The following is a 13,707-nucleotide window of genomic DNA, read 5'->3' on the forward strand; positions in this document are numbered from 1 at the left end:
AATGAAAGTCAGATATCATTTTTAAGAATGTGGTATTCCTAATTAGGATTTTAAAATCTTCTTCGAATATTTCTTCGTAATTTTTATTCAAAAAGTTTTTTTCTTCAAGTCTCCATATGAAATTCAATAATATTGTTAGGATAAAGAATATTATTGAAGTCTCCCATAGATAGAATCCATAAACACATAAATTTGTGGGAAAAAGCTTTGATATTATAAAATAGAAGGACGAGTAGAATAGAATTAGTTTGAAAAATATTTCCTTTTCCCATTCCTCTAATAAAATCAACTTATAGTAATTGCTGTTGATACTTTTTCCCCAATAGAGTTTATTAGATCTTTTTTCTTTGTGATTATTTGATACAGAGAATACAATAAAATATAATGCAAGGATTGATGCTGATACTGTTATAGTGTCAGCTTTTTTTATAAAATCAATTTTTTGCACTTCTTTTTAACACAGAGCTTTGTATAATTGATTTGTTTAAAAAATATTTGTATAACATTTTATTAAAAATATCATGAAAAAAGCATGCGAAAATAAAAGTTACCGTAGTTAATTTGAATCCTTCCATTAGCACATCTTTATTTAGTAAATTCATTTTAAGTCACATCCGATTTTTTATTTTGTTCAGTGGTATTTTATAATTATGACTTACTATTAATCTTCTGAGTGTTACCAATAGTAATTCTCAGAGGATTAATATCATTTACTATTTAATACCATCGGCAGATGATTATTCTTGGATGGTAAGGCAAGTATTTAATGCCTTTAGCACCAATCTGATATACTACGGAAGCAGTAATGGTCGTCGGCTGGTCATATCAACAATATATTGGCTTGGAACGAGGGCTTCATAAACTGTGCTTCTACAGCTACGCTCTTGTTGATATATCTAGCAATCTATAATAATGGTCTTAGTATGATTATAGTCATCCTAAGTTAATCAGTTTGATTACTTTAATTGTGGGTATAACTGATTGATTGTTTGTAGTAATATCCGCTGGTGTTTATATGTATAAATGGTAGTTAAAATTATCAAGTTGATTTGATTAGAGTAAGTGAACAGGACCTCTTGAGTGATAAGCGTGTTCCATATCGGAAATTTGTTTATGTGAAGTGTTGTTTTTTACATCAAATACTTATTAACAAACGGTATATTACTAAGAGCCCACATCAATACCAAGCACACTACTATAGATACAGAGAACACGCCGAAGTAATTCATTGGATCAATAACGTGACTTACTAATTCAATAATTATTCCATGAGACAGATAGATTCCATATGTCAATGGGGCAATAGATTCGATAATGCTTTGGAATCTCATTGAATAGTTACTTTCAAACTTTTTAAGACACAGGAACGAAGTTCCAGCTAAGAATGGCAATAATACTGGGGTTAAGAATCCAGCCAGGGGCTTGGTTTGCAATGCATATCGACTAATTACATACATGTTTATGATGGCAAGCAATGTGCCGACAATGAAGATACTTAAGTTTAATTTTAAATTTATTTTTTCCGCTGTTATATTCGACAATTTGTACCCCAAAATGAAGTAACCAATCATCTTTGATAAGAATATCAGACTGGCGAATCCATAAGCTTCAAAATATTGTCCATATTGTGGTGGCAGTGACTTGGACAAATTGGGTAGGAAGATATTAGTGATAAACCACAATATCAGAATATAATTAATAGTAGATTCTGGTACATTATCGACGAACGCTTTCAATGCAGGGGATACTAGATAGAATCCTATTAATGGGTAAATGAACCAGAAGGCGGTTAGGACCGGTTGATGGTAGAGCAAGCTGATATTATGAACAGCTTGTTGGAAGTGCGGTCCGTTATTGATTAATTGGAAGAAAAAGGCGGAGATAATCGACCAAGCCAGGAATGGAATCAGAATTCTGATCAATCTATGTTTGAATAGATAATTCAAATCTTTGGTGTTGCTACTATTGAGTATCGTTGCACCACTTATCATGTAGAATAGTGGCACGGCTATTTCAGTTATGGTTACAAGTATATTTGCTGGTGTCCATAGTGGAGCAGATGATCCCTTTATTAGCACACTGCTACATGTGTGAGCAAAGACGACAGCTATCATAGCAACCACTCGTATTACATCTATGTATATAATTCTCTTTCGTCTCATGCGTAAGTTCCTTTGTAGTTTTTATTATTTAAATTATACAGTAATTCATTTTTATCAAATGAAAATGTATTTTAATTTTAACAAATCTTATGAGGCTTTCTTCAAGTAGGGTATAATTAAACTAGAATATCTAAAAGGTGGTATTTTCGATGCTCGAAAACGTAAATGGTATTGTAAAAGTAAATCAAAATAGTCGCTATGTTGTGTTCTTATTCGATTCATACGAAATGGATCGCAAGATGCTTCAAGATAAGTTCGTTAAGGGTGAATCTACTTGGTATACTGATGCCAAGGGTACTGGTGATGACGGCAAGTCATTCTACCGTATCGCCCAAGATGGCGAATGGATCGAAGCTGAATATGTTGACTTTATTAAGATGGATGATTAGATGGGCAGACCTGTGAGGGTCTGTTTTTTTGTAATTAAATGTTTAAAAAACGTTAGATTTCTTAAGATTTAATTGAAGAGAATGACAATACATAGTAGGCTTGGAGTTAGACGTAGAACCAAGGGGGAGTATGATTATGAACAAAAAATGGGTCGCTTCCACCGCTCTAGCCAGTGTATTGGCAGCGGTCGGTATATCTTCCAATAACACACACGTTCGTGCTGCTGTAACTAGTAATGACGATAATAATGATAATCAAGATCAAACTGATCAAATGTCTACTGCCAAAGATTCATCCGTTGCCAGTGTAATGGACGATTCTGGTGCACCAATTTCAGAATCAACTGCCGATGCGATCGATTCTGCTAAATCTTCTAGTGTGATGTCAAAAAGTGCTGCCACCGCTTTGACTCAATCCAACGCTAGTGCTGTTAGTGCTACAACTCAACAAGCATTCTTGAATGAAGCTGTACCGATGGCACAAAAGGCCGCTTCTAAATATGGCTTGTTTGCTTCGGTCATGTTGGCTCAATCGATCGTTGAGAGTGGCTGGGGTCAATCTGACCTAGCTACACAAGCTCACAACTTATTCGGGATCAAGGGTGATTACAACGGGGCTTACGTTAACTATCCCACGCAAGAGTGGAGCCAAGACCAAGGTTACTATGTGATCTATGCCAACTTCAGAAAGTATCCAAGTTACTACGAATCGTTCGCAGATAATGGAGATAAACTACGTAATGGTGTATCATTTAATACCAGCTACTACAGTGGAACTTGGAAGGAGAATGCTTCGTCATATCGTGATGCGACAGCTGCCTTGCAGGGAAAATACGCCACAAGTCCAATTTATGCTCAAACTCTAAACGGTATTATTGAACAGTATAATTTGACTCAATACGATGGCAATGCCTCTACTGATAGTGGATCAAATAATAATTCAGGTGATAATACGAGCCAACAAGTCAATGGTACTGTAACTAAGATGAACGATGTTGTTACAGTAACTAATCAAAAGAGTGCTATGCTCTATTTAAATGCTGACCCAAACAAACCCGCCAATCGTGCTCTTGGATATCAAACTCCTTGGGTAATAACGGCAAAGGTCGTCACTGATGATGGTCAGACATATTACAAGGTCTCATCAACAGAGTATGTTAAGGCTGAAGATGTACAGCTTAAATCTCAAGAGACTACTACACCAACACAGCCGCCTGTGTCTATTTCTGATACAGCGATAGTTGTTAAAGGTACTGGTGCCAAGGTATACAGTGAAGCAGATACTAATGCAGTAACTAGTCGTGTCTTGCCTTATCAGTCAGAATGGATCACAACGAAGTACGTCTTGGACAAGAATGGCAAGAAATTCTACTTCGTTGGAACTAATTCATACATCTCTGCTGACGACGTAACTTTGAAGTCAGAACAACCAAATGAAGATTACAAACAAGATCAAATCGTCTCATATCCAGATATTATCCACGTTACAGCTACTCCTAGCGCCAAGGTCTACAATGACAAGCACACGGCACTAGCAGTCAGCTTATTGAACAATACTGATTGGAAGATCGACAAGAAGTCGACACACTCAGACGGTTCAGTCTGGTATCGTGTGGCAACTGGCCAATGGGTCAACTCTAATGATGTTCAAGTCAAGGGTTCTAACTACGTTAAGACCGTCGAAGGATCAGTTAAGATCAACTATATTCCGGGCTATGGTGTCAATGTATACAATAGTCCAGCCGCCAATAATCGCTTCACCGGGACTCGTTTAGCGGACGGTACAACATGGCAAGTTACTTCGCAACAAATAGTTGACGGACAGACCTGGTATAGAGTATCTTCTGGTTGGGTCAATGGCAAGTATTGCATATTTACCTCTAATTAAAGGACGCAGAAGCGTCTTTTTTTGTATCGTAAATAGCAGTGCTAAGAACTAATGACCCCGAAAGGAACCGGTTGTTTGAACACTAGTAAATACAAAGATGTAGTGATTACATCCAGCTATCTGCTGAACAAAGGTATTAATTTATTATTTAGTAAGGACGACTTCGAAGTCGATAATGAGATCATCGCTTTGTTAGATGTGAGCAAGATGCCACGAATGATTACTGGCAACACTATTGTGATCCATGAAGAATTCGGGATATTCTTTGTTAAACGAACAACGAAGCAGCTTATGAATGAGTTTGTAAAATTCAACAAAGTAGGATTCTTATTATCGAAATCGCTAATGAAGTATTTTAATCTTAAACGTAACATTCCGATGGTATTTGGTTACTGTTCGTACATGCCAATGAGTGGAGGCAGCCGAAATTGCACGGACTGGATCGCAATTCATTGGCTGAACGATGCTCGTCAGTACGGAACCCATGCCAAGTTTAAAACGGACACGGGATTGGTTATACAAATGGATTTTCCTAACGGAAATCTGCACGATCGAGTTCATGATGTTTGTTTCTTGAGTGAACATCAGATAGAGACACTTAATTCAATCGTTTCTAAGGGTAATATGTGTATGTTTCCGCCAAAATACGTTGGTCTATTGCGTAAGTACGATGACTGCCGATGCCTGTTCCATAAAGAGATACCAGTAAAGTGGGCCGATGTAAGTAGTAGGTTTGATAGTTTTGAACGTTATTTGTTGAATGAGATAACTAAGGGAGAGATCGAGTCCAATATTACGCAAGAAATCTATCACCAAAAAATATATCGGCTAAAAAAACTTTACTGATATCGCGTGCGCCTCACTGCTGTGGGGCGCTTTTTAGTTTATGTGTAAAAAGTAAAACCTTGATATACCGGTACTTTCTGACATCAAACGGCAACTAAACAAAAATTATTCAATCAGATATTGTAGTAGATGCCATAAGCGCTTATGAGTATTAGGAATTACGGGTTTAGTAATTGAATTTAATTGAAGAAGGTTTCGCACACGCACTTGAGAATCAACGCCTGATCCATGGTGTTTTGAAGCAAATTCATGTCTATCCAAGTCGTACAGAATATGAGGATTATTTTCAGGAAGCAATCATCATCTATGCACTGACTTATGAGAAATTCATGTCTGAGCATAACGATGAAGCTAAATTTAAGAGTTATATTTTCCAAAAATTACGCTGGCGAATGACAGACTTATTGCGTCAAGAAATGAAATATTCAGAGATACATTCTCTGGAAGAATTTGATTTCACGACAATTGGTCAGGAAACTAACAATTTGCTGGAAAGCCTGAATTTAAAGAACTTGACAGTCTTAGAAACGCAAATATTTCAGGAACATTTCATTCACAATAAAAGCTTAGTAATATTGGCACGGCGTTATGGATACAGTACACGTAATCTCAGATACCATCGCAATAGGCTTTTGGTAAAATTACGTGCGAGTATAACGGCATAAAGGTTACTATCTGGTTACAGATATGTTACTTTCACTCAATTCATGAAAAATCTTGTTATAATTTAAGAGTTAAGAAAATTAACGGTGGGAAGGAATTATCTATTATGGTATCAAAAAAGAAATTTATGGTCAGTTTGGCTACAGCTGCTACACTAGCTGGTGCTGGATATGTGACTGTTCAAAATGTAGTTCCTAATGTAGGAATTCAAAATGTTCAAGCTGCTTCAGCAATCAATGATTATATTGCAAATAACAACATTCAACCTGTATCTATTCAAAATGAAGAAGGTACATTCAGCCAATGGTTTGGTTATGAAAACGGGGTCGGCAAACCTGAAGGTGTCGTAGTCCACGAGACAGCTACTCCTGGTGCTACAGCTAGAAACGAAGTTACATATTTCAACCGTGAATGGTCAAATATGTATTCATACGTTCACGCATTCGTTGATAATAATGAAATCATCAATATTCATAATACTGATTACGGTGTATGGGGTGCTGGTCCAACAGCTAACTCTAAGTACATCCAAGTCGAATTGTGTGAAGTAAGTACAACTGATCAATTTGCTCGTTCAGTATCTAACGATGCATATTACATTGCAAGTAAGTTGATCCAATACAACTTGCCATTTACTGCTGGTACAACTGTTTTGTCACATAATGATGTTTCACAACGTTATGGTGATACTAATCATACTGATCCAGTCGGCTACTTTGCTAAATGGGGTTACAGCATGGATCAATTCTATGAATTGATCGGTAGTTACTACAATAATATGAAGAACAACGGTTCAGTAACTAACGGTGGTGGAAACAACACCCCAGATACTGATACTGGTGTTACAGATAGCAATACTATCAATGTTAACAACTCAAATGGTAGTTATGTTCCAATCGTTGCATTCCAAAATGACGGTTCAGTTAAGACAGTAACAAACCGTGCTTTGATGAACAACACTCCTTGGTATACAGACAAGACTAGAGAATACAATGGTATTACATATCGTCGTGTCGCAACAAACGAGTGGGTATCAACACAGTATGTTATTTAGTTTTTTGTTTTCCGCTTCCGGTCAGCAGTAATTCCATCTGTGGCGGGACCGATTTTAGCCAAAAGGCGGTCTAAAATCTCGCTTTCTTGCTTTGCATAAACCCGCAAATCAAGAAAGACGTCCGTGGTGTAAATGCGGGAAAACCACCCGCATTAACACCACAATCGCCACGGATTCCATTACTGCTGACCTCCAGCTAATTTAGTGATTCTTATGAGAAGGTACGTTACGACAAGATTGTCGGACGTACCTTTTTTAGTATTTAGATGTGCTTATAAAATTTGAAAATGAATTATTAATAAGCTAATAGGAAGTAGATACGTGAATAGAGGTAAATACTAATATAGAAGAAAAACAAACCCAGCTGGTGGAGGTCAGCAACGGAATCCGCCGTAAAAGTGTTCTTAGCGATTTATCGCTTAGAACACTGGACGACTTTGAAGACTACAGGCTTCAAAGCGAGGCCGAAGACGAAGACTGAGGCCGGTCCACGGCAGATGAAGTTGTTGACCACCGCCAGTGGCATTCGAACGCTAGCCTCACCACCCAAGCTAGTTTCTTTTTTTCCTAAAAGATAACTGCACGTTGTATAATTATACGTAAATAGGATACAGAGTCTGTAGGAGAATGCATCAATGAGGAAAAAACTTTTTGCAATATTGGGAATATTGTTTTTGTTTATCATGATCGCTGGATGTGGCAAAAAAGATAATGCCCAAGTCGTTGATACGACTAAGACATGGTACTTGTTCCAAGATCAGGGAGAATCGAATGTGATCTCGATCAAGTTCTTGAAGAATAGTAAGGCTGAAGTAAAGGATACTCTTTCACTAGGAGATAGTGTCGGCATTAATCGGATGAACAATAACAATGCCAACCCTAGTTATGAGCTGAATCGTGATGGTAAGACGATCGTCATCAACTCGAGTGAAAAGGTAGCCTTCAAGTTATTGAAGCCGTATAAGGAAAATGTCTATGGCAGACATATGAAGGGTTACTATGTTCAATACCAAGGTCAGACTTACAAGTTTGGTTATATAACGAAGACTGACAAGAAGACTAAGACCGTCAGTGATAAAAAGAAATCTCAATCGATCGCCTACAAGTCGATGCCAGATCACATTATCGATATTAATTCCGGTGCAACTCCTTTAAAGAATCAAAATCTAGCTGGTAATTTTAATTTTTCTACTATTATTAACTATCGTCGAACTGACGGTAATTTAACAGTTAATACCAACGGAACTTATCAGATGACATTAACAGAACATGCGGCGCAACCGGATACTGATACAACTGATAGTAAGGTCGTAATGGCAACGACTATCGAATCAGGGCAAGTTCAGAATCTGTATGGCAAAGTCTATCTGGTTCCGAAGAACTTCTTGACCATTACTTATTACTTCCACGGTCAGAATCAAGCTAACCTCTTACCAAAGAGTGTTAATTTGAAGGTCAATTCTAAAGCAACTGGCAATCAGATCAAGCGAGCTCGGACTAGAATTGAATCGAATAGTGGACAGTTGTACTTGTTCTCATCTGACTTCACCGTTCGTAAGCAAAAAGACCAAAAAGTAGCCAATGGTAATTATTTGACCGAATCTGATAAGTCACAAGTTAGTCTGCGTGACGCTATTACTCAGACTTATAATGTCTACAAGAATTATGTGGCTGATCCAGTGCAATCAAATGCTGACTTCATGCAATTGGCAGCGGCTATTTCCGATAACCATGATAAGAAGTTAGGCAATGTAGCCGTGGACTTCGGTGGTAAATACGGTATCAATCAAGAACCGACTGACTATCAAGGTGTTGATATCGATGGCAATAAGCAGCCGTTGATGCAATACTTGTTCCTCGTCACACCGGCAGTTTATAAGGAAAATGGTCCAACCATCACAACTAATCAAGGCAAGTTCCTAATTTACGGAATGTTGAATAATAGGTTATTCTTATTAAAGCAACCGGACAAAGATTCGACCACAGTTACTTGGACTTTGGTCAATGGTGTTAAACTTAAAGTTCCGGTTTTAAAATTTACATTAGATTAATTTGTTGATTAACCTATTGGAGGGATTCGCATGGGATACGTTCTTTTGACGGTTATCGTCGGAATAATTGAACTATTCTTTATTTTTCGTACACGCTATATGTTTAGCCGGCATCCGTTCCTAACAACAGGTGTATTGATAATCTTATTAGTATTATTTTTTGTTCACATTGTTGATTGCAAGGCTCCGACAATGATTCTTTACTTCGTCATCGTGTTATTCTCGATCGACTTAGTACTAATGGCGATTCTGTTAGGATATGTGTTCTACGTTTATTATTTCCTCAAGAAGGCCAAGTTTGAAGATGCGGATTACTTGTTAGTCTTAGGGACCAGCTTCATAACTAAGCGCGTGCCGCCAGTCATGCAGGAGCGACTGGATACGACAGTCGAAGTCTTTCATCGCTTGCACGACCGCCCAACGATCATTGTCAGCGGTGGACATAGTTCAGAATTATCGATGAGTGAGGCTAGTCTCATGCAGGATTATTTGATCAAGCAGGGAGTTCCAACTTCAAAAATAATCTTGGAAAATAGGTCACTGAATACGATGCAGAACTTGGAGTATTCAGCAATTCTGTTGAAGAAGAATTGGCGTGAGAAGTCTAGTCCGAGAGTAATGATCATTACGAGTGAATTCCATATTCCACGGACCTTACAATATTTACGAACGCTAGGAATTACAGTTGCCTATTTGCCAGCGAGAACATTACCGGTCTTTAGATGGCCGGCAATGTTTCGTGAGTTTACAGCGATTGTTTGGTATTATAGATACACCGTTATATCGGTGATCTTCATTATTACAATTTTGTTATTAAGTGCATTACAGTAGGGAGTGTCGTGTTATTACGTACGATGGTTTTGTAGCTAACAAACGTCTGCGTAGATTCTGTCTGTTAGCGGTAGTAGTTGGTTTATTTTATTTATTTCGTAGTATGATGAGTTTATTTTTACTGACTTTTACTTTTACCTTTTTATCGGTACAACTTGTTCGGGCAGTTCAGAAAAAGTTCCCACGAGTGAAGCCGGTCTGGGTAATCGTGCCGGTTTATCTATTGATAATTGCCGGGATAGTATTTGCAGTCGCAAATTATGTACCACAAATAATCAGTCAGACAGCTAAGATGTTCGCCTCGTTGCAGAAGTTTTATCAGAGTGATGAGATGCGGTCGAATGTCTATTTGAACGTTATTTATGATTACTTGCAGCAGATCAACTTAGATGCACAGATAAAGACGGCTATCACGCAGGCAGTCAATTACTTATCGAGTATCGGTGCGATGGGTCTGAACTTGTTCTTGTCGTTCTTATTGAGCTTTTTTTACACTAGCCAAGTTGAACAGATGAACAATTTTGGTCGCCAATTTCTCAGCAGTAAGTACGGCTGGCTCTTCGATGACTTGCGTTACTATGGCCAGAAGTTCGTCAATACCTTCGGAGTCGTTATCGAAGCTCAATTGATGATTGCAGTCGTCAATACAGCTCTGACAACAATCACCTTGTTAGTGATGAAGATGCCGAGTGTGATTGCCTTAGCAGTTATGGTATTCATACTATCGTTGATTCCAGTAGCTGGTGTCATAATTTCATTAATACCATTGAGTTTTATAGCTTATTCGGTTGGTGGAATTAAATATGTAATTTATATTATAATTATGATAATTGTTATTCATATGATTGAAACGTATTTCCTTAATCCACAATTCATGTCGAGCATGACACACTTACCAATCTTCTTCACATTTGTTATTTTGATCGTTTCTGAGGAATTAATCGGTACTTGGGGATTAATTATCGGTATTCCAATCTTTGTTTTCTTTCTAGATATCCTAGGAGTTCATTCGATTCAAAAAAATCAACCAAAAAAGAAAATAAAATTGAAGAAATTACGATAAAAAAGTATTACAGTCATATATAATAGGGATAACTGAGTAGATGGGAGAATAGGTGTATGTCATTTTTTGATAGAAAAAAGAAGGACAATGATTATTCAAATGATTATGCAGGCGATTATCAAAACGAGTCCTCAAATCAACCACAAATGAATTTTGACTACAACAATCAAGGTCAAGATCCTAATCAACAACAGCCTCAACAACCACAAATGGACCAACAACAAGATCCATACAACAACCAACAGAATTTTCAACAAATGATGGATCAACAATATCAAGACTTCAATAATTCACAAGACCAAGGACAAGGTCCGCTTCAAAGTAATACTCAAGAGTTAAATGGTAATTACTATGAAGAACAACCAGTTCCTGAAGCTGAGGATACGCAAGATTGGAAGTATACTGAGGATAACTTGCAGAATACTTTGGCTCAAAGTGAAAACTTGAAGAGTCAATTGCGTCATGAATTGTTAGCTGATCGTGGATATTGTAACCATGTGTTGCGCAGTGTTGGCAGTGATCAAACCGAAGTCCGTGATAATGCGGCTGAACGTATTACTAAAATCAATGCCTTGTTGAGAAAATGGTTCGATACTGATGAAATGGCTAACGAAATCTATCTCGATCCAAATCGCAATTATTTTATTTTTAGTGATCAATTAGACGCTAACCCTGAGAATGATGTCAGCAAGATGTGGCAACAATTGACTGGAACTTTGGCTGATCATAACTTGATGGCCAACGCTATTTCAGTCGCATATGATGATCAAGTCAACCAAACTTGGATGAATTATCAAAATGCCGGCTGGGTCGATCCTAATTCTTACCTATTAAATATGTACAACGACTTGCAAGGCCGTTCAATGAATATGGCAGCCACACCAGCTGAGATTCCGTTCGAAGAATCATATCGGATTCAACATGTCAGTGATAAGACCGATAAGATCTTGGATTCCGACGACAACTTAGTAATGGAAGTTTCACGTACTGCTAATCAACAATTACAAGTCATCCGCCATTACAGCAATGGCAAGTTGTTGAGTCGTGATATTTTCGACGGCAATGGAGTTATCTCGGCAACCCAATTCTATGATCATCATGATCCTAACAAAGTCGTCCGTGAAAACTTCTATCGTCAAGATGGTACTTTGGTCTTGATCAAGAGCTATACTAATGACGATCCGTATATTCAATTGTTCACTCAAGGCAATGTTTTGATCAGTACCTTTGATACTGATGAAGACTTGATCGTTTGGTGGTTGAAGAACCAAGCCTTACGTCAAATGAACGCTACGATCTTCGTATCGATCGATTCAGTATATTATAAGAAGTTATTGTCACTACGCGACAGTGGCTTCGAAGTTATTCCAGTTATCATGACACAAGGTCAGAACGCCAAAGTAATCACTGACTTGTTGAGTGGCAAAGACAAAGTTACCGCCGTCTTCGCTGGTTCCGACAAGGTCAATAGTTACTTGAATAAGAATTCGAAGATCAAGATGGATATCTCTACACTGACAGATGTAGAAACACCAGTTTACAAACAATAGAATTTGAAAGCTTTAATTAAAAAGTCAGTTTACATGAAACTGGCTTTTTTTTATGGCCGTTTTCGTGTAAAATGTATTGTTGTATAAGAAATGAAAAGAGGATTTTGAAATGGCAAAATTAGTTTTCATTCGTCACGGACAAAGCCAATGGAATTTATCTAACCAATTTACTGGTTGGGTTGACGTTGACCTTAGTGATGAAGGTGTAAAACAAGCACAAAACGCTGGTAAACTTCTTAAAGAAGAAGGCATCGAATTCGATCAAGCATATACTTCAGTATTGACACGTGCCATCAAGACATTGCACTACGCTCTTGAAGGTTGTGACCAACTTTGGATTCCTGAAACAAAGACATGGAGACTTAACGAACGTCACTATGGTGCTTTGCAAGGATTGAACAAAGCTGAAACAGCTGAAAAATATGGTGATGAACAAGTTCATATCTGGAGACGTTCATACGATACATTGCCACCATTATTGAAAGCTACTGACGAAGGTTCAGCTGCTAACGACCGTCGTTACGCTAACTTGGATCCAAAGATCATTCCTGGTGGTGAAAACCTTAAGGTTACTTTGGAACGTGTAATTCCATTTTGGGAAGATGAAATCGCTCCTAAGTTGCTTGATGGCAAGAACGTTATCATCGCGGCTCACGGTAACTCACTACGTGCTTTGACTAAGTACATCGAAAACATCAGTGATGCTGACATCATGGATGTTGAAATGGCTACTGGTGAACCAGTTGTTTATGACTTGGATGATAAGTTACAAGTTGTAAGTAAGAAGAAGCTTAATTAGTAATTCTTAGTGACTACGTCACTTAGAATTACTTATAGGGTCGCCATAGGCGACGGTATACCTTATTCTCTTAGTGACCGTGTCACTTAGAATTACTTATAGGGTCGCCATAGGCGACGGTATACCTTAAAAAACGATCAAACACATTTGTGTTTGGTCGTTTTTTGTATTTTTGACATATTCAAGCTACTTAAAAAAATAGGAATAATTCTACTATGTCTTATTAATTATAGTATGTTGTTTGGTGTTGATTTTACTAAAATTGGTATAATAGTATATATCAATGTATAGTTTTACGGAGCTGAAGTTATAGTTGTAGAGCTGAGGGTAGTTTTACGGAGCTGAAGTTATAGTTGTAGAGCTGAGGGTAGTTTTACGGAGCTGAAGTTATAGTTGTAGAGCTGAGGGTAG

Annotated in this window: 11 protein-coding genes; 10 read left to right on the forward strand and 1 reads right to left on the reverse strand. The window is 37.7% G+C overall.

The window, feature by feature from the left end; genetic code table 11:
* Window positions 1–1,130: 1,130 nt before the first annotated feature.
* Window positions 1,131–2,162, reverse strand: a complete 1,032-nt coding sequence (locus U8519_RS07345; RefSeq protein ID WP_334329670.1) for an acyltransferase — start codon at window positions 2,160–2,162, stop codon at window positions 1,131–1,133.
* A gap of 149 nt (window positions 2,163–2,311) precedes the next feature.
* On the opposite strand from U8519_RS07345, the gene U8519_RS07350 reads away from it, so the two are divergent.
* From U8519_RS07350 to U8519_RS07395, 10 genes are all read left to right on the forward strand, one after another.
* Window positions 2,312–2,551, forward strand: a complete 240-nt coding sequence (locus U8519_RS07350; protein ID WP_334329671.1) for a hypothetical protein — start codon at window positions 2,312–2,314, stop codon at window positions 2,549–2,551.
* 136 nt (window positions 2,552–2,687) lie between these two features.
* The gene (locus U8519_RS07355) at window positions 2,688–4,439 is read left to right on the forward strand and encodes a glycoside hydrolase family 73 protein (protein ID WP_334329672.1); all 1,752 of its coding nucleotides are present in this window, start codon (window positions 2,688–2,690) and stop codon (window positions 4,437–4,439) included.
* Between the two features lie 75 nt (window positions 4,440–4,514).
* Window positions 4,515–5,285, forward strand: coding sequence for a hypothetical protein (locus U8519_RS07360; RefSeq protein WP_334329673.1), 771 nt, complete (start codon window positions 4,515–4,517; stop codon window positions 5,283–5,285).
* 173 nt (window positions 5,286–5,458) lie between these two features.
* On the forward strand, window positions 5,459–5,950 hold the full coding sequence (locus U8519_RS07365; RefSeq protein WP_334329674.1) for a sigma-70 family RNA polymerase sigma factor: 492 nt from the start codon (window positions 5,459–5,461) through the stop codon (window positions 5,948–5,950).
* A 104-nt stretch (window positions 5,951–6,054) separates the two neighbouring features.
* Entirely contained in the window at window positions 6,055–7,002 is a 948-nt protein-coding gene (locus tag U8519_RS07370) for a peptidoglycan recognition protein family protein (RefSeq protein ID WP_334329675.1), read from the forward strand.
* 635 nt (window positions 7,003–7,637) lie between these two features.
* Window positions 7,638–9,053 (forward strand): hypothetical protein, encoded by a 1,416-nt coding sequence (locus U8519_RS07375; protein ID WP_334329676.1) that lies wholly within the window; start codon window positions 7,638–7,640, stop codon window positions 9,051–9,053.
* Window positions 9,054–9,083: 30 nt separating this feature from the next.
* Entirely contained in the window at window positions 9,084–9,884 is an 801-nt protein-coding gene (locus U8519_RS07380; RefSeq protein WP_334329677.1) for a YdcF family protein, read from the forward strand.
* Between the two features lie 13 nt (window positions 9,885–9,897).
* Window positions 9,898–10,947, forward strand: coding sequence for an AI-2E family transporter (locus U8519_RS07385; RefSeq protein ID WP_334329890.1), 1,050 nt, complete (start codon window positions 9,898–9,900; stop codon window positions 10,945–10,947).
* Window positions 10,948–11,003: 56 nt separating this feature from the next.
* Window positions 11,004–12,497, forward strand: coding sequence for a hypothetical protein (locus U8519_RS07390; RefSeq protein WP_334329678.1), 1,494 nt, complete (start codon window positions 11,004–11,006; stop codon window positions 12,495–12,497).
* Window positions 12,498–12,606: 109 nt separating this feature from the next.
* Entirely contained in the window at window positions 12,607–13,296 is a 690-nt protein-coding gene (locus U8519_RS07395; protein WP_334329679.1) for a 2,3-diphosphoglycerate-dependent phosphoglycerate mutase, read from the forward strand.
* Window positions 13,297–13,707: the final 411 nt, after the last annotated feature.

It is taken from the genome of Companilactobacillus sp. HBUAS59699, assembly GCF_036913575.1.
GTDB lineage: Bacteria > Bacillota > Bacilli > Lactobacillales > Lactobacillaceae > Companilactobacillus.